A 17,436-nucleotide genomic window follows, 5' to 3' on the forward strand; every position below is an offset into this window, starting at 1 on the left:
CACAATGCAACCGACCACTACAACACGGGGAAAGCTGAAACAATTCGCGATCATTCTCATCCCCATTCTCGTAACGCAGCTTGCTTTATCGGCCATTACTTTTTTTGACACCAATATGTCGGGAAAATTCAGCTCGGTCGACTTGGCAGGCGTAGCCATCGCTACAAGCATTTGGATTCCGGTCCAAACCGGACTCAGCGGAATTCTCATGGGGATCACCCCCATCGTTTCGCAGCTCGTCGGCGGACGACAGGAACAAAAAGTCGCCTATCAGGTCAACCAGGCGCTCTGGCTGTCCGTCTTACTGGCCATCGTCGTCCTTGCCATCGGGTATGCCGTCGTACCGAGCATTCTTGGTGCCATGAACCTGGAGCCTGAGGTTCGGCGGATTGCTTCCCATTTTCTTGCCGCCATCTCGATCGGCATCATTCCGTTGTTTGCCTACACCGTGCTTCGCAGCTTCATCGATGCGCTCGGGCAAACAAAAATTTCGATGGTCATCACGCTGATCACCCTCCCGGTGAACGTAGGCTTGAATGCCCTATTGATCTATGGTTACTGGGGCTTTCCGCGATTGGGAGGCGTAGGTGCCGGCCTGGCGTCCGCCATTACCTATTGGACGGTTCTGGCGATCGCCATCGTCATCATCCATAGAAATCACCCATTCTCTCCATTCGGTATCTTCAGGCAGCTTCGGGGAGTATCCTTGAGCGCTTGGAAGAGCCTGTTAAAAATCGGCGTGCCGATCGGGTTCTCGATTTTTCTCGAGACCGCAGTTTTCGCCGCGGTGACTTTGCTCATGAGCAGCTTTGACACGGCTACTATTGCCGCGCATCAGGCCGCCTTGAATTTCGCTACGACACTGTACATGCTGCCGTTAAGCATATGCATGAGCTTAACCATTCTTGTAGGCTTTGAAGCCGGCTCGGGCCGGATGAAGGATGCCTGGAAGTACGCCAAGCTCGGTATCGGCACGGCCGTCATCCTGTCGCTGATCACCGCTGTCGTCCTGTTTATGGCCGGCCGCCAGGTTGCCGGTTTATATTCCAACGAGCCTGAGGTCGTGGCGTTGATCCAGCATTTCCTGCTGTTCGCGATTTTCTTCCAGATCTCGGACGCGATCGCCACGCCGACCCAAGGAGCGCTGCGAGGCTACAAAGACGTTAACGTCGCTTTTATGCTCGCTTTTCTATCGTTCTGGGTCATTGGCCTGCCTGTGGGATACGTGCTCGCCAACTATACCGATTGGCAAGCCTTCGGCTACTGGATCGGGTTGATCACGGGACTTGGGGTAGGCGCGGCCCTGATGCTTATGCGCCTGGTCAAAGTCCAACGCAAGTTCGCTGGCCAGGCAAAGGCAACGTCCTTATCCGCATCATAAGACAACGGACCGCATATCGCGGAAGTTGTTATTGCGACATCAGGATGGTCTAACATTTATACTAAAAAAAGACCGTCTCCAAGCAGAATGGATTCTGCCATGGAGACGGTCTTTTATCGTTATCGTCAAAACGGACTTATTGGGACAATCGCAAAGCCAGATCGTACAGATCCCGGTCAAATTCCTTCTTGGTATTAACGACCTTGTCAATGTCCGTAAGGACCAGTTCGCCTTTGATGATGCCGCATCCTTTGTCGGATTGGCCATCAATCAGGCTGCGAACCGCAAAATCGCCGAGACGGCTTGCCAAATTGCGGTCAAACGGAGTCGGAGCTCCGCCGCGCTGGATATGACCAAGCACGGTTACGCGGGCATCGATTGACGCATGGCACTCTTTCAGATCGTGGACAACATCCTCGCCGCGTCCGACGCCTTCCGCTACGATAATGATGCTGTGGCGCTTACCTTTGGCAAAATTCTCGCGAAGACGCGTCGCCACTTCATCAAGATTGTACTCCACTTCCGGCACCAGGATGGTCTCCGCCCCGGAAGCCAGGCCCGCGTGAAGGGCGATATCGCCGCAGTGGCGTCCCATAACTTCTACAACCGACGAGCGGGCATGGGAAGACATCGTATCGCGCAATTTGTTTACAGCGTCTACAACGACGCTGACCGCTGTATCAAAACCGATCGTATAGTCGGTAAAGGAAATATCATTATCAATCGTGCCCGGAAGACCCATCGTTTTGATTCCGAGCTTGCTCAGCTTGTTCGCACCTTGGTACGAGCCGTCTCCGCCGATGACGACCAAACCGTCGATGCCGTGCTGATTCAGAATGTCGGCGCCTTTCTGCTGCCCTTCCGCCGTCTTGAACTCCTCACAACGGGCGGAACGAAGAATCGTGCCTCCGCGCTGGATGATATCCCCTACGCTGCGAAGGTCCATTTTGATAATGTCGTTTTCGAGAAGACCTTGGTAACCGCGTTGAATCCCGTATACCTCTAGTCCATAATACAAACCGCTCCGTACAACGGCGCGCAGCGCCGCGTTCATCCCTTGGGAATCGCCACCACTTGTAAGAACTGCAATTTTTTTAACCTCTGCCATGTCTCTTTTCCTCCTTCAATGTCACTCATGCTTATGCTTACGAATCCATCGGCTGTTGACGTAGAAAAAAATCCGGGTCATCGGGCTCTTCTTCATCAAACGCTTGGATACGGTGCGAACCAGTTGCTGCTCGCTGACTTTTGGATCGGATAAATATAACGCCAGTAACCCCTCAATGATCATACGATGAAAAGGGGTCGAGGGAATCGTTCTGACATCCTTCCGGGCCCACTCAACAATGGAAGCTATACGGTTCAGCATCGTATCGGCATCTTCGTAATAATTACAAAAGTTCAGATCGCCGCCCAGCCTGTCTTCGTCTTGATCAATAAGATAATCCAGCATAATGTGGAGACTGCATACATTCGGAAAATAAGACGCATGAATGGACGATGCATCCTCGTCATCCAGAAACGGATCGGTTGCAGCCAAGAACAGCATGAACACACCCAAGGTTGATCCCGTTGCAGCCGCAAACTCGTTCCACCGCAGATGCGGTGTCCGGTGTGCATGCCGGGACCACCATTCAAGCAATGCCGCTTCTCTCTTATCCGGATGGATGTGCTTGTATACCTGCAAATCGGTATAAAGCCCAGCCAAATCCCTTATGTAGGGCTTTGCCGCTTCATATCCTGATAATTGCCCGATGCAATCCCGGCATTTCTGCACAAGGCGGAGAAGATAACCTCCGTCCTCCCTTTCGGACCGGAGCGCGTAATAATCAGCCGGCTCCATTTCAGGTGTAACGGCATCCAGCATCGACTGATGGAGCTGTCTGAAATCCGCTGGATCCAGCGAAGTACTGCGGTCACATAAATTATCGAGATAATCGCTAATTGTCTGGTAAGCTACAATCAATGGAATGAGAATGTGCTTTTCCGGCAGATTGGCTGCGGCATACACCGCACCGCCCTGGCAGTGAAATCTTTTGGTATCTATACTGGCCAGTGCCTGCTTTCGTAGCTCCTCATCCGGAATTTGCTCAGCCTCCCGGCGCCACTTCTCCAATTCGCTCCGCACTTCCGGGAGTATGAATTTGTACACCCGGCTCATCAGCCCGACCGGACTGCGCGGAACCTTACGGCTTAGCTCTTGATTATTCAATGAACTCTGCCTCCACATGGTTGTCTTTTTATACCTATCCAAATCAAACCTATTATAATATGATCGCCCATTTTGCACAAATAACACAGATCATTGACGGGGGTCGGCCGTTAACGCATTCTATTATCCATCTATCTCCAATCAGCGATATGTTATATACTAGTCGGAGTTGAACAACAGACCATGAACTTCGCGAATGCCGTTTCATCCACCGGTCCACGGGTTCATGAAAGAACGGAGATCCCCAGCATGAAACTTCCCGCTTCGTCCAGACCGGATCAGAATTGGCTCCGCGCCTTTATGTTTACGATATTCGGCACGACAGCCCTTGTCATTTCATATTTTCCGCTTTATTACAAAGAGATCGGCTTCAGCAGCGCGCAGATCGGCTATCTGTATGCCATCGGCCCGTTGATATCCATGTTCTCCAACATGATTTGGAGCTACACGAGCGACAAATACCGGACCATCAAGCGCATCATGAACATTCTGATTATCGGGCAGCTTGTCACGATGCTCATCCTATGGCAGGTTGCAAGCTTCGGCGTTGTATTGATTACGATCAGCTTGTTTTATTTCTTCTACTACCCGGTCTATCCATTGGCGGATACGATGGCCATCCAGACGGCGCAGCGGTACGGTCGCAGCTTTACCGTCATCCGCGTATTCGGCTCGCTCGGCTACGCGTTCTTCGCCCTTGGCATTGGATATGCCATCGGTGCAGCGGGCGCTTCGGCTGCGCTGTCGATCGGCATCGGGATCGGCGTGTTTACGCTCATATGCTCCTTTCTTATCCGCGATGGCGTCGCGGCCAAGTCAGAGCCTGTAGAACTGGCAGCCCTGCTCAAAATATTGCGTTCGAAAGAAATATTGTGGTTCTTCGGCTGCACCTTCTGTCTTGCCATCGCACACCGCATGAATGAAGCCTTTCTGACGCTCACCTTATCGGGGCTTGGTGCGGGCGAGGGTCTTATCGGGTGGTCCTTGATGATCTCGGCTGCCAGCGAGATCCCGATTTTTTTCCTGCTGAGCAAGTATGGAGACAAGATGAAGGAGCTGCCGCTGCTCGGCTTTGCAAGCCTGATGTTTGCGCTCCGCTTCCTGCTCATGGCGCTGGCGTCCGATCCGTTGTCGGTGCTCGCCGTCCAGTCGCTTCACAGCATTACCTTCGGCGTGTTCTATGTAACCGCGGTCCGTTATATTACCAGGATCATTCCGTGGCAGTACCGGGCGACCGGGATGGCGCTCTTCATTATTTTCTGGTCAAGCGTCTCAGGGCTTCTCAGTGGAGCTTTCGGCGGTTTGCTGTTCGAAGCCGCGGGGAGATCGTCCTTCTACCTGCTTGCAGCTCTCCTGTCCTTCGCTGCCTGCCTCGGCTTTATCTACCGGCACCTCTTCGCCAAGCCGGAGGAGATGCATACCTCTGGATTCGGCGCCTAGAATACAGCGCGAAACGCCCCCTGGGTATAAGATCATAAAGGCAAGTACGGACCGGGTATCGATCCGAACCTGCCTTTGATTGATCCTGACCAGACCTGCTTGACCCAAAAGAATACAAAAAAGCACAGTTCTCGTTAGAGAACTGTGCTTCATGCCTTGGTAATTCTATAAGATCTCCGTATCGGGAGTTAGCTTACAGTTTTGTTACGTTGGCTGCTTGAGGACCACGGTTACCTTCTGTGATGTCGAACTCAACCGCTTGACCTTCTTCCAAACTCTTGAAGCCTTCTTCTTGAATTGCGGAGAAGTGTACGAATACATCCTCGCCACCTTCAACGGAAATGAAGCCGTAACCTTTTTCTGCGTTAAACCATTTAACTGTACCTTTCAAATGAACAACCTCCTAAAAATACCGCCATCTATGGCGAATATCCATATTATATCCCATGTTTTCTGACAATGCAATCCGTCAATTCACCCTAAGGGGCTTTTTTCGGCACACTATTTTAATCAGAAGATGATTTGCTTTTAAGCCCGCGAGTGCGTTATCATTTACCCAAAAGCCTAAGTAGCAAACGGAGATGCATATGATCAAAAAACATGAAATATACAAAAAAGACAAGTGGAACATGATGACGGTCGAAGTTCAGGGCCGATACATCGTTCTTCGCGAAATTTCCGACCAGTGGGGTGAAGAGACCCATACCTTCATGAGTCGGCCAGCCTTGATGCACTGGGCTCAAAACCGCTTTCCCAAAGAAGATTTCGAAGGCCGGGAAGATGAGTGGAGAGAAATGATGGCTGCCTTTAAGCAGGTGTAATGGATGGATTATACGAATATCGTCATCTTCATTATTCTGGCCTTCAGTCTGGGTGCCATCATGATCATGTACCGGGATCGGATACCCCAAAGACTGAGAAGGGGGATGGCCCTGATTGCCGTCGCCTTTATCTTGTTTGCCTTTTACCTTATTGTATACAGTTTCTTGAATCTGGGTTCCTCGTAAATTTATAGGATGAAAGTGGCGGGTACGCGGCATACTATCGCTCGGATGCTTCAATTCGAGGAGGTATTATGCCATGAGAGGCGCCAAGGTGCTCTGCATTACGCTTGCCATCAGCCTGCTAGCTCTATCCGCTGCCCGCTCCGAAGTCTTGTCTGAAGGAACCCGGACTCCAACTAATCCATATCATTCAAGGAGGATTTCCATGGAACAATTGTTGAAACGCGCTGATGTCCCTAAAGAGCATCAATGGAAACTCGAGGATTTATTTGCTGATCAAAAGGCTTGGGATGCAAGCTTTGCGGAGCTGAAGAATCTGCTGAAACGAACCGCCGATTACCAAGGCAAGTTAAACAACGCAGCTTCCATCAAGGAATGCTTCGAGCTCGAAGACGAAATCTCATACCATGCCGAACGCTTATACGTATACGCCCATATGCACCATGACGAAGATACGGCAAACCCTACATATCAAGCACTAACCGCCAAAGCCAAAAAACTGAACGTCGAAGCCGGAGAAGCCCTCTCTTTCATCACGCCTGAAATTCTGTCCCTGTCCGAGGCGGAACTGGATAAACTGATCGAGGACCCTACCCTGAAGGAATTCAAATTCACGCTGACGGAGATGAAACGGGAGAAAGCGCACGTTCTGTCCAAGACGGAAGAAGCGCTGCTGGCTCAAGTCGGCAACCTCTCCTCTGCACCGCAGACCATTTTCGGCATGCTCAACAATGCGGACATGAAATTCCCGAAAATCAAAAACGAGGACGGCAAGGACGTCGAGCTTACGCACGGCAATTATATTCAATTCCTGGAGAGCCCGAACCGCGAGGTTCGCGAGCGTGCCTTCAAAGCCGTCTACGAAACCTACGGCAAGCAGAAAAACACGATTGCGGCTACGCTGAACGCCAACGTTAACAAAAATATGTTCTACTCCCGCGTCCGCAAGTACCCTTCCGTTCTGGAAATGGCTCTCTATGGGGATAACATTCCGAAGGAAGTCTACACGAACCTGATCGACACCATTCACGAGAGCCTGCCGCTCCTTCACCGTTACATGGAGCTCCGCAAGAAGCTGCTGGGCGTGGATGAGCTTCATATGTACGATTTGTTCGCTCCGCTCGTAGAAGAGTACAAATGGGATATCACATACGAGGAAGCGAAACAAATGACCAAGGAAGGCCTTACGCCGCTTGGTGATGATTATCTCAGCAGCCTGCAGGAAGGCTATGACAACGGCTGGATCGACGTGTACGAGAATGAGAACAAACGGACCGGCGCGTACAGCTGGGGCGCATACGGCACCCATCCATATGTTCTGCTGAACCATAAAGATAACCTGAACAGCATGTTTACCCTTGCCCACGAGATGGGTCATGCGCTTCACTCCTACTACTCCGACAACGCCTTGAAATACCGTGATGCGCAGTACACCATCTTCCTGGCCGAAGTGGCGTCCACCACGAACGAGGCGCTGCTGATGGATTACCTGCTGAAGAACGCCAAGGATCCGAAGCAGAAGATGTATCTGCTGACCTACTATGCCGATCAATTCCGGACAACGGTATTCCGTCAAACGATGTTTGCCGAGTTCGAGAAGATCGTGCATGAACGCGTGGAAAGCGGCGAATCCCTGACGCCACAGGATCTTTCCGACATCTACTACGAGCTGAACGTGAAATATCACGGCAAAGGCATGCAGGTGGATAAAGAGATCGGCATGGAATGGGCACGGATTCCTCATTTCTACAACAGCTTCTATGTGTACAAATACGCGACCGGCTTCTCGGCTGCGACCAGTTTCTCCAAGCAAATCCTGGAGGAAGGCCAGCCTGCCGTTGACCGTTATCTCGGCTTCCTGAAGAGCGGAGGCAGCGACTACTCCATCAACATCCTCAAGAAGGCCGGCGTGGATATGTCTTCTCCGGAGCCGATCCGTGAGGCGATGAGCGTGTTTGAAGACGTCATCAACCAGATGGAGCAGTTGACGAAATAAACAGCCGGCTTTTGCGGGCTTGAGCTAATCTCAATTGACCAGTGGAATAAAATCCCTTGCCCTTTACGGGCGAGGGATTTTATACTGTTTGGAGGAAGGAGGTGTTCCCCATGAAAATTCAATGGTCGTTAATCGCAGCCTTATTGTTTGCCCTGATTACGGCTGTGTTCGCCGTCATCAATGTCAATCCGGTTGCCGTGAACCTGTTATTCGGCACCGTCAACGTACCGCTGATTCTGCTGATTATCGGATGCTCGCTGATCGGGGGACTGATCGTCGGCACGTTCGGGATTTACCGTCAATATCAAATGCAGAAGGAAATCCGTTCGTTAGCGGAGCAGCTCATACATATCCGTGAAGTAACGGGATACACCCCTGAAATACAAGCTGCGGAAGAGGAAAACAAGAAAGATCAGAAGGACGCTCCCGTTGAATAAGGAAGGCTGTCCCATCGAACCAAGGAGGCATAACAACCCGTGTCGATACAACCGAATGAAACATACGTGCTGGGCCTGCTAAAAGAACTGCTGGATACGCCGAGCCCTACCGGATATACACACGATATCATGAAGCGGATCGAGCAGGAAGCCGCTTCGCTTGGAGTTTCCCTGGAATGGAATGAGAAAGGCGGAGCCATCCTGTCCGTTCCCGGACAAGACGGCAGCCGAACCGTCGGCCTGAGTGCCCATGTGGACACGCTCGGCGCCATGGTTCGTGCCGTGAAATCGGAAGGGACGCTCCGGCTTACCTCCGTCGGCGGATACATGATGAACAGCATCGAGAATGAATACTGCATCATCCATACGCGCAGCGGCAAGAAATATACGGGCACGATCCTGTCCACGCATCCTTCCGTTCACGTGTACAGCGATGCCCGTGATTTCAAGCGCCAGGAAGCCCATATGGAGGTCCGGATCGACGAATTGGTGGAGTCTGCCGAAGATGTGAAGAAACTCGGAATCGGCGTTGGTGATTTTGTGTCCTTTGATGCGCGTGCGGTCATTACGCCGAGCGGTTACATCAAATCGCGCCATCTGGATGACAAAGCCAGCGTCGCGGCCCTCTTCGGCTTGCTCGAAAGCATGAAGCGGGATAACTGGAAGCCTGCCTACAATGTGAAGCTTCTCATCTCGAACTATGAAGAGGTCGGACATGGCGCCGCCTACATTCCTGCCGACATCCATGAACTGATTGCGGTCGATATGGGTTGCATCGGCGATGACCTGAGCTGCAAGGAAACCGATGTATCCATCTGCGCGAAGGATTCTTCCGGTCCCTACGACTACGGCATGACCAGCCGTCTGATCCAGCTGGCTGAAAGCGAAGGCATTGCTTATGCGGTGGACGTGTACCCGCATTACGGCTCCGATGCATCCGCGGCGCTCTCCGCCGGCAGCAACATCAAGGCTGCGCTGATCGGTCCCGGCGTTCATGCATCCCATGCGATGGAAAGAACGCATAAACAGGCTGTTCTTAACACCGTTAAGCTGCTGGCTGCCTACGTGAAATAAGTCATCTCCATACAGAAAAAGAGGCGTCCCGCCAAGGCCTTAAGCCTGGGGACGCCCCTTTGTTATGGGTGTTTCGCTTGCATATTCAGGATTTCTTGCTCTGCTCAATCTTCTCCGCAAGCTCGTTCAGATAGGTCCAGCGCTCCATCAAATGCTCCAGCTCGCCTTCCGTCTCCTCTTGGGACTTCATCAGCTCCTGAAGCCTGGCCGCATCGCTGCCGGCGGTCTCCATCTCCGATTGAATCGAAGCGAGCTTGTTCTCGGCGGCTTCGATAAGACCGTCAATCTGCTCGTACTCCCGCTGTTCTTTATAACTGAATTTCAAGCGCTCCCGCGGCGTTTCCTGAGCGGAAGCACTGCCTGAGCCTCCCGAAGCAGGCTTGGCACTGGATGCTTCCGCCTTGCCCCCGGCGGCTTCGCCGCCATGGCGCTGCATCCATTCGGCATATTCGCTGTAAGAGCCGACATGGACACGGATCTGTCCGTTGCCCTCAAACGCCATGATCTTGTCCACCGTTCGATCCAGGAAAAAGCGATCATGGGATACCACGATGCAAACGCCCGGGAATTCATCCAGGTACTGTTCCAGGACGGACAGCGTCTGAATGTCCAGATCATTGGTCGGTTCATCGAGAAGCAGCACGTTCGGCGCGCTCATCAGCACCCGCAGCAGGTACAGCCTGCGCTTTTCGCCCCCGGACAGTTTGGCGATCGGCGTCCACTGCAGCGCCGGCGGGAACAGGAAGCGTTCCAGCATCTGGGCCGCGGTAATGGCCGAGCCGTCCGCCGTGCGGACAACCTCCGCTTCATCCTTGATATACTCAATCACTCGCTGACTGCCGTCCATCTCCTGATGCTCCTGGGTGAAATAACCGAGCTTGACCGTGGGGCCCAGCACGACTTCCCCGGCATCCGGCTGAAGCCGCCCGGCAATCAGATTGAGCAGCGTGGATTTGCCGCTGCCGTTCGGGCCAACGATGCCAATCCGATCCTCGGGAACGGCAATGTAGGAAAGATCCTGAATGAGAACTTTGTCGTCGCTCTTCTTCCGCAGACCTTCAATCTCCAGAATTTTTCGTCCCAGCCGGGTGGAAGCGACCGAGACGTCCAGTTCGCCGGAGCTGTGTACCATCTCCTGATCCTTGAGCTTCTCGAATCGTTCGATCCTCGCCTTCTGCTTGGTCGTACGCGCCTTGGCTCCTCGGCGAATCCAGGCCAGCTCGCTTCGCAGCAAATTCTGGCGCTTCTGCTCGGAAGCAGCCTCACGCTCCTCGCGCTCCGCCTTCAGTTCCAGAAAGCGGCTGTAATTCGCCTCATATCGAAACAGCCGCCCGTGATCCAGCTCCAGCATGACATTGGCCACCCGGTCCAGAAAATACCGATCATGCGTAATCATGAGCAGCGCACCCCGGCGCTTCTGCAGATACTGTTCCAGCCAGGCCACGGATTCATTGTCGATATGGTTAGTCGGCTCATCCAAGATGAGCAGATCGGAAGGCTGAATCAAGGCCGCAGCCAATGCGACCCGCTTACGCTGGCCGCCTGAGAGCGTCCCCATCTTCGCGTCATAATTCCGGATGCCCAGCTTGGACAGGATGGTTTTCGCATCGCTTTCCAGCTGCCACGCCTGCAGCGTATCCAGCGTCTGATTGAGCTTCAGCAGCTTCTGCTGCAGGTCTTCGCGATTCGGATGCAGCTCCAGCAGTTCCATCGTTTCGGTGTACTCCCGGACCGCCTTCATCTCTGGAAGATCGCCCTCAAATACCTGCTGCAGGACGGTATTGTCCGGATCAAACTCGGGGTTCTGGGCCAGATAACGCACCCGGATGCGATTGCCCATCGATATTTTACCGGCATCCGGCGGCTCAATCCCCGCGATAACGCGCATAAACGTGGATTTCCCCGTGCCGTTTACGCCGATGATCCCGATTTTATCCTGGTCCTCCATCCCGAAGGAAGCATCCTGAAACAGAATTTTGTCTCCATAGCTTTTCGTTACCTGTTCCACGGTCAATATATTCATAGTTATGATCCCTACTTACATTTATAGATTTCGTTGATCGTTCCTTCATCACTAAGACGGATACATTATAACGCAATCCACGCCGCAATCCCATAAGCTGCCGCGCCGCCAAGCAATGAGCTGACCAGATTGACCGCATCGTTGGACATCCAGGCATGTCCGCGCATGCGCACCGTATCCTGGCCGCAATGTCGAGACACTTCCACCGATTTGCCGCACACCGGGCAGCGATACATTACCTGCATGGTCGCACCGAGGTACGAATCGGCAAAAGCTCCGACCATGCCGCCCGCAAGGGCAGCCAGGACATACGGCAACAGATCCGCATTCATGCCGCTCCACTCGGCCAGCAGCCATCCGCCTGCCCCAATCAGCGTACTCCCCGCCGCCGCGGCGGCGGAGCCGACCCAGGACACGCCGCCGGATTCCCCGGCTGTCAGCACCCTTCCGTTCAGCACGGAACGCGGAGGCTTCCGGCTAAGGCTGCCCACCTCCGTGGCCCAGGTATCCGCCGTCACCGTAGCCATGACGCCTATAAACAGGTTCACCCACAGATGAGACGGAATCCATACGTTCAACAGACACAGCACCATGCCGATTCCGCCATTGGCGAAGACCTGACCGGCATCCCGCCGGCCGGTCTTGGCATAGGATTTCTCCAGGTCCGCCTTCCGCTGCTTCCCATGCCGCGAGAGCAGCGTGGACGTTATGAAAAAAAGAAGCAGGGTTCCGAACCAAAACGCGTTCCCTGCTCCGTAATATATGGTACCCATCAGAATAGCGGCTAAGGCTCCGGATTCCGATAACGATCGTTTCCTGTAAGCGGCTCCTGCCACGATGACGGCACCCGCTGCCCCGATCAGCCAATCCATCCGCGATCCCTCCCATATTAATGCTTGTCAGATTACCCGATTTCGCAGCGGCCCAGACGGACGTCTCCCCAGAACAATTCGAACACGTCGCCGGATTCCGTGGGTCCCACGCCGGCCGGCGTGCCTGTGAAGATCAAATCCCCTTGACCAAGACCGTAATGCTCGCCGATGTAATCGATGATGCGCTGAAGAGAGAAGATCATATCCTTCACATTCCCCCGCTGGACCTGGGCGCCGTTCTTCCAGACGGTAAAATCCTTATCCTCAAGCTTGGCGGTTCCCGGGAAAGCAATGGATGGCGTAAGCGGTGCGGAAGATTTAAACGCTTTTGCCGCCGTCCACGGGTGTCCTTTCTCCTTAATGACCGTCTGTACGTCACGCAGCGTGAAATCGATGCCCAGGGCCATCGTTTTTACAAGCTCGTCCACGGTCTTGCCTGGCGCGTAATCCTCTGCAAGCTGAATAACAAGCTCGCCTTCAAAATGAAGGCTGCCCCTGCCCATCGGCAGCTTCAGCACGCTGCCGTCCAGCGGAACGACGGCATGCGATGGTTTAAGAAAAATCATCGGCTCTTCCGGTACGGCATTGCCGAGCTCCGCCGCATGCAGTTGGTAATTACGTCCTACACAATAAACGTTATTCACTAGGGCACACATCAATTAAAACCTCCATTTTCTTCGCCAGAACGGAACTTTTGGTGCAATTTTATGAATAAAGATTTGGCCCCATGTATCGGGCCGGTTCGTACAGATCATGATGGCGGGATTCATTCGGGCGAGCGATCTCATGCTCTTCGCATCATCCACCGTCCAAGCCATGGGCGTAATGCCGTTCTTCACCAGATCCGACGCAAAAGCCGCATCCAGGTGGGAATAGCCGATGGATAAAAAGGAACATCTCATTTGCTTCAAGCGTGCCAACAAATTGCGAGGATGCGCATCGATGATTAGTCCGGTTTTTACGTCGGGCTCCAATTCCTTTGCCTTCATCAAAGCTTTCGGTTCAAACGAAGTAAGCACCACGTCCGGCAGCATCCGGTGGGCTTGAATCCGCTCCAGGACAGCGGCTTCCAGGCCGGGATACATGTCCCCGCTCGTTTTGAGTTCGATGTTTAGTTTCAATCGGCCTTTGACCAGCTGCAGGACCTCATCCAGCGATGGAACCTGCTCTCCCCTGAACTGGCGTCCCTTCCATTCTCCGGCGTCCATCCTCCGGATTTGCTGCCAGGTCAGATCCTTCACCTTGCCCTTCCCGGTCGTCGTACGATCCACGCTGAAGTCATGGATCACGACAGGGACCCCGTCCTGAGTCAGCTGCACATCAATCTCCATCCAATGCACGAAGGGCTCATCCATCGCCATCTGAATGGCTGCGCGCGTATTTTCAGGCGCTTTACCGGAAAACCCCCGGTGAGCCACGCATAAATTGTTCATGGTGGGACCTCCTTGATGTAACGTTTAACGAATTAGTCTGCAGCCTTGCCTGCTATAACTTCACCATCAAGCGCTATTTTGACGCCGCCGACGGATCGCTCCTGGACCTCTTTCAGCAGGGCTTCGGCTTCTTTGCCTTCAAGCGGAATGACCTGTCCGATCTCCGTACGGTAAGGCGTCAGCTTCAGGTCGCAGTCTCCTTGCTTGCTGCATGAAGCCCGGAACACGGCTGTTTTCCACGTATCCGCATTCGATGATTTGGTAAAGATGAAATTGCCGGTGCTGTACGCAATCCACTTGCCCTTGTACTGCTCCAATCCCTGCAGCACATGCGGGTGGCCGCCGATAATCAGATCGGCGCCGCCGTCAATGAATGCGCGTGACAGATTGATCTGATGGACATTCGGCGTCTTATGAAGCTCCTCCCCCCAATGGGCGATGACAACCACCAGATCGGCCTTGTTCCTTGCCTCCTGGATCGCTTCAACCGCCTTGGGCAGCACATGGTCATAAGCCCCGGCGACCCCCGGCCTGTTCTCCAGCGCATACCAGGTCGTCTCCGGCAGGACGCGGCTGAAGCCCAGCAGGGCAACCGTCATGCCCTGTCGTTCGAAATACTGGGCCGCAAAGGCTTCTTCCTCGTTCCGGCCCGCGCCCACATAACGGATATCATGGTCCTTCAGGTGCTTCAAGGTATCCAATAGCCCCTCCTGCCCTTGGTCCAGAATGTGATTGTTAGCCAGATTAACGGCTTCCACCCCGGCATCCCGGAGGGCGGGCAATACGTCCGGAGAGGACTTGAATACGAATTTCTTGTTGGCGGCGCCAACGCCTCCGGTCGTAACCGGGGTTTCCAGATTAAGCACGGTTAGATCGTCCTCCAGGAATGCGGTACCCAGATGCTTGTAGGGATAATCATATCCATGCTTCTTCAGCTCAGCCTCCACCTTGCCCGAGAACAACGTATCCCCTGCAAAATGCATGACCACCCGCGCTGCCATCTCGTCATCGGCAGCTTCATCCGCTGCGCTGCCATCAGGCTCGGTCATCTCGGAATCGGGAGGTTCGCCGGGCTCCGTCGTCTTCGAAGGATCCGATTCCGTTCCCGCGCCTTCGCCCTGCTGCCCGGAGCCGGTGCTTCCCGCCTGCTCCCCTTCCATGCCAAAGTCCGGCATACCAGGGGGATAAGCCGTTTGCGGAACCGGATCTTCCTTGAATTTAAAATGATAGACAAGCAAAGCAGCGATCATAAAAATCAGGCATAGGTTTAGAATGAGCCAAACCTGTCCGGTACGCTGCTTACGGGCCTTCTTCTCGGCCTTGCTTTTCTCTGATCGTGACAGATGCTGCATAGGTCACTCCTTTATTCACTCATGAGCTCGCGCAATAAGTCGCTTCCCCCATTATACCAGCTTCCCCATAAAGAATAGAACCCCCCGTCGCCGGGGAGTTCCATATCAAAGCATTCTGTTGAGAAATTCGAAATTCGGGTAATAACGGCTTACAGTCCAATCAAGGTGATCACGGAGTCGCTGAGCGCCTCCATATAGAGCGGGTCGCTGTTCAAGGAGTCGATGCGCTCAAGCCGCATATCCATCTCCTTGGCAATGCTTTTGGCTTCGATATCCAAATCGTAAAGCACCTCAAGATGATCCGATACGAAACCGACCGGCGCGACCAGCACGTCCTCCACCTGTTCTTCTTTGTTCAGCGTCTGCAGCGTATCCAGAATGTCCGGGCCCAGCCAAGGCTCCGCCGTCCGGCCGGCGCTTTGCCACGTAAACTGCCACTGCTTCACGCCTGCCTTCTCGGCTACGGCCTTGGATGTCTCAAGCAGCTGATCCTGATAAGGATCTCCGACGGACAAGATGCGTTCCGGAAGGCTGTGGGCACTGAACAGCACCCTCACGCTGTCCCGGACAGCCCCCGCTTGCTCGAACTGGTTCAGCTTCGCCGACACCCGGTCTGCAAAAGCCTCGATCAGTTTCGGATGCATGTGATAGCTCTCCACGAACGAAACCTGAAGTCCCAGCTCATCGGCTTTCGCCTGCGCACGCTTCACGTAGGATCCGATGCTCATGGTGGAGTAATGGGGAGCCAGCACGATGCCGACGGCTTCCTTGATGCCGTCCCGGACCATTTGCTCCACGCCGTCTTCAATATACGGAGCCGCGTGCTTCAAGCCTTGATAACACACAAACTCAAGATCGATGGCCCGGGGATCCGCATTTAATGTATCCTGCAGCGTGCGGACCTGCCGGTCCGTGTTCTCGCGGAGCGGAAACACGCCTCCCACAATCGCCTCATAGCGGTCCGTCAGCTCCTTGAGCTGCTCTTCCGACGGCTTATTTCCGCGGCGGATATGCGTATAATAACTTTCGATTCCTTCCATGCTCTCCGGCGTGCCGTAGGACATGACCAATACGCCAATCTTATTCTTCATACCATCTCACCTCTGGCTAATAAAATATTCAACGTTTAAGAGCGTTGTGCTCCTGCCTGCAGTGCTTGAGCGGAGTATTCGTGAATATACGATGTCAGCTCACGCAGCTTCTCAAGGGAAGCCTCCGGGAATAAACCGTGTCCTAGATTAAACACAAAGCCCGGCTCCTGAATCCCCTGATCGATAATTTCTTTGGCATACTGCTGAATGACCGGCATAGGCCCGGTCAGAACCGTCGGATCCAAATTGCCCTGAACGGCATATTTATGCTCCAAGCGGCGGCGTCCCTCCGTAATGGACACTCGCCAGTCGAGACCGATGACATCCGTGCTGAGATCCGTAAGCGTAGGCAGCAGCTCTCCTGAGCTTACCCCCGGGAAATAGATCTTCGGAACACTTAGGTCCTGAAGCTCGGCAAAGATACGCCGAATGGTTGGAAGGACAAACGTTTGGAAATCCTTTGGAGACAAAGCTCCCACCCAGCTGTCGAACAATTGAAACGCTTTCCCGCCGTTAGCCACGTGGGCGCGCAAATAAGCGATCACCATGTCGCCGAGCTTGTCCATCAGCGAAAACCATACCTTCGGCTCGCTGTACATAAGCTCTTTCGTGCGAAGATAATTTTTGGAAGGTCTGCCTTCGATGAGATAACTGGCAATCGTGAACGGAGCACCGGCAAACGTAATGAGCGGAACGTCGAGCTCCTTGTCCAGAATGCGAATCGTCTCCAAGACATGGCCGAGATCACCTTCCACGTCGATCGGGCGAAGCTTCTCTACATCCGCTGCGGATCGGATCGGATTGTCGATTACGGGACCGATATTTTTCACAATATCGAAGTCTACCCCGATCGAGGCAACGGGATTCATTATATCGGAATATAAAATAGCCGCGTCCACGCCGAGCTTCCGTACCGGCATCAAGGTCACTTCTGCCGCCAGCTCGGGTTGACTGCATATTTCCAGAAGGGAGTACTTTTCTTTAATCTTTCGATACTCCGGGTCGTAGCGTCCCGCTTGTCGCATGTACCATACAGGAACGTGGTCCACTTCCTGCTTGCGGCAAGCGCGGATGAATTGATCGTTATAGGTCATGATTAGGCCCCCATCAATGTGTATAAA

Annotated in this window: 17 protein-coding genes; 7 read left to right on the forward strand and 10 right to left on the reverse strand. The window is 53.5% G+C overall.

From position 1 onward, the window contains the following. Nucleotides 1-4 precede the first annotated feature (4 nt). Entirely contained in the window at nucleotides 5-1,381 is a 1,377-nt protein-coding gene (locus tag MHI43_RS23365; RefSeq protein WP_015736699.1) for an MATE family efflux transporter, read from the forward strand. 136 nt (nucleotides 1,382-1,517) lie between these two features. On the opposite strand, the gene pfkA is transcribed toward MHI43_RS23365, so the two are convergent. Then, nucleotides 1,518-2,489, reverse strand: a complete 972-nt coding sequence (gene pfkA / locus MHI43_RS23370; protein ID WP_009594803.1) for a 6-phosphofructokinase — start codon at nucleotides 2,487-2,489, stop codon at nucleotides 1,518-1,520. 21 nt (nucleotides 2,490-2,510) lie between these two features. Continuing rightward, nucleotides 2,511-3,593 carry a tetraprenyl-beta-curcumene synthase family protein gene (locus MHI43_RS23375; protein WP_015736700.1) on the reverse strand — a complete coding sequence of 361 codons (1,083 nt, stop codon included), beginning with the start codon at nucleotides 3,591-3,593 and terminating at the stop codon, nucleotides 2,511-2,513. 249 nt (nucleotides 3,594-3,842) lie between these two features. Here MHI43_RS23375 and MHI43_RS23380 point away from each other — a divergent pair, with 249 nt between their 5' ends. Next, nucleotides 3,843-5,033 carry an MFS transporter gene (locus MHI43_RS23380; protein WP_015736701.1) on the forward strand — a complete coding sequence of 397 codons (1,191 nt, stop codon included), beginning with the start codon at nucleotides 3,843-3,845 and terminating at the stop codon, nucleotides 5,031-5,033. Nucleotides 5,034-5,226: 193 nt separating this feature from the next. Here MHI43_RS23380 and MHI43_RS23385 read toward each other — a convergent pair whose 3' ends face one another. Further along, nucleotides 5,227-5,424 carry a cold shock domain-containing protein gene (locus MHI43_RS23385; RefSeq protein ID WP_006211711.1) on the reverse strand — a complete coding sequence of 66 codons (198 nt, stop codon included), beginning with the start codon at nucleotides 5,422-5,424 and terminating at the stop codon, nucleotides 5,227-5,229. 196 nt (nucleotides 5,425-5,620) lie between these two features. On the opposite strand from MHI43_RS23385, the gene MHI43_RS23390 reads away from it, so the two are divergent. The 5 genes from MHI43_RS23390 (at nucleotide 5,621) to MHI43_RS23410 (ending at nucleotide 9,544) form a co-directional block, all read left to right on the forward strand. Continuing rightward, on the forward strand, nucleotides 5,621-5,854 hold the full coding sequence (locus MHI43_RS23390; RefSeq protein WP_009594800.1) for a hypothetical protein: 234 nt from the start codon (nucleotides 5,621-5,623) through the stop codon (nucleotides 5,852-5,854). A 3-nt stretch (nucleotides 5,855-5,857) separates the two neighbouring features. Further along, nucleotides 5,858-6,040, forward strand: coding sequence for a hypothetical protein (locus MHI43_RS23395; RefSeq protein WP_015736702.1), 183 nt, complete (start codon nucleotides 5,858-5,860; stop codon nucleotides 6,038-6,040). A 202-nt stretch (nucleotides 6,041-6,242) separates the two neighbouring features. Further along, nucleotides 6,243-8,033, forward strand: a complete 1,791-nt coding sequence (gene pepF / locus MHI43_RS23400; RefSeq protein WP_015736703.1) for an oligoendopeptidase F — start codon at nucleotides 6,243-6,245, stop codon at nucleotides 8,031-8,033. A gap of 110 nt (nucleotides 8,034-8,143) precedes the next feature. Further along, nucleotides 8,144-8,470 (forward strand): lipopolysaccharide assembly protein LapA domain-containing protein, encoded by a 327-nt coding sequence (locus MHI43_RS23405; RefSeq protein WP_009594827.1) that lies wholly within the window; start codon nucleotides 8,144-8,146, stop codon nucleotides 8,468-8,470. 39 nt (nucleotides 8,471-8,509) lie between these two features. Next, on the forward strand, nucleotides 8,510-9,544 hold the full coding sequence (locus tag MHI43_RS23410) for a M42 family metallopeptidase (protein ID WP_036660208.1): 1,035 nt from the start codon (nucleotides 8,510-8,512) through the stop codon (nucleotides 9,542-9,544). Between the two features lie 85 nt (nucleotides 9,545-9,629). Here MHI43_RS23410 and taeA read toward each other — a convergent pair whose 3' ends face one another. From taeA to hemE, 7 genes are all read right to left on the reverse strand, one after another. Beyond that, nucleotides 9,630-11,567, reverse strand: a complete 1,938-nt coding sequence (taeA, locus tag MHI43_RS23415; RefSeq protein WP_036660206.1) for an ABC-F type ribosomal protection protein TaeA — start codon at nucleotides 11,565-11,567, stop codon at nucleotides 9,630-9,632. A 65-nt stretch (nucleotides 11,568-11,632) separates the two neighbouring features. Beyond that, nucleotides 11,633-12,439, reverse strand: coding sequence for a DUF92 domain-containing protein (locus MHI43_RS23420; RefSeq protein ID WP_036660203.1), 807 nt, complete (start codon nucleotides 12,437-12,439; stop codon nucleotides 11,633-11,635). A gap of 32 nt (nucleotides 12,440-12,471) precedes the next feature. Continuing rightward, the gene (locus MHI43_RS23425) at nucleotides 12,472-13,095 is read right to left on the reverse strand and encodes a fumarylacetoacetate hydrolase family protein (RefSeq protein WP_036660201.1); all 624 of its coding nucleotides are present in this window, start codon (nucleotides 13,093-13,095) and stop codon (nucleotides 12,472-12,474) included. A 3-nt stretch (nucleotides 13,096-13,098) separates the two neighbouring features. After that, the gene (locus tag MHI43_RS23430; RefSeq protein WP_036660198.1) at nucleotides 13,099-13,872 is read right to left on the reverse strand and encodes a glycerophosphodiester phosphodiesterase family protein; all 774 of its coding nucleotides are present in this window, start codon (nucleotides 13,870-13,872) and stop codon (nucleotides 13,099-13,101) included. 32 nt (nucleotides 13,873-13,904) lie between these two features. After that, entirely contained in the window at nucleotides 13,905-15,224 is a 1,320-nt protein-coding gene (locus MHI43_RS23435) for a CapA family protein (RefSeq protein WP_015736709.1), read from the reverse strand. A 149-nt stretch (nucleotides 15,225-15,373) separates the two neighbouring features. Next, on the reverse strand, nucleotides 15,374-16,315 hold the full coding sequence (gene hemH / locus MHI43_RS23440; RefSeq protein ID WP_015736710.1) for a ferrochelatase: 942 nt from the start codon (nucleotides 16,313-16,315) through the stop codon (nucleotides 15,374-15,376). Between the two features lie 35 nt (nucleotides 16,316-16,350). Beyond that, nucleotides 16,351-17,409, reverse strand: coding sequence for a uroporphyrinogen decarboxylase (hemE, locus tag MHI43_RS23445; RefSeq protein ID WP_036660194.1), 1,059 nt, complete (start codon nucleotides 17,407-17,409; stop codon nucleotides 16,351-16,353). Nucleotides 17,410-17,436 lie beyond the last annotated feature (27 nt).

The organism is Paenibacillus sp. FSL H8-0457 (assembly GCF_038051935.1).
In the GTDB taxonomy this organism is placed as follows: Bacteria; Bacillota; Bacilli; order Paenibacillales; family Paenibacillaceae; genus Paenibacillus_AQ; species Paenibacillus_AQ lautus_A.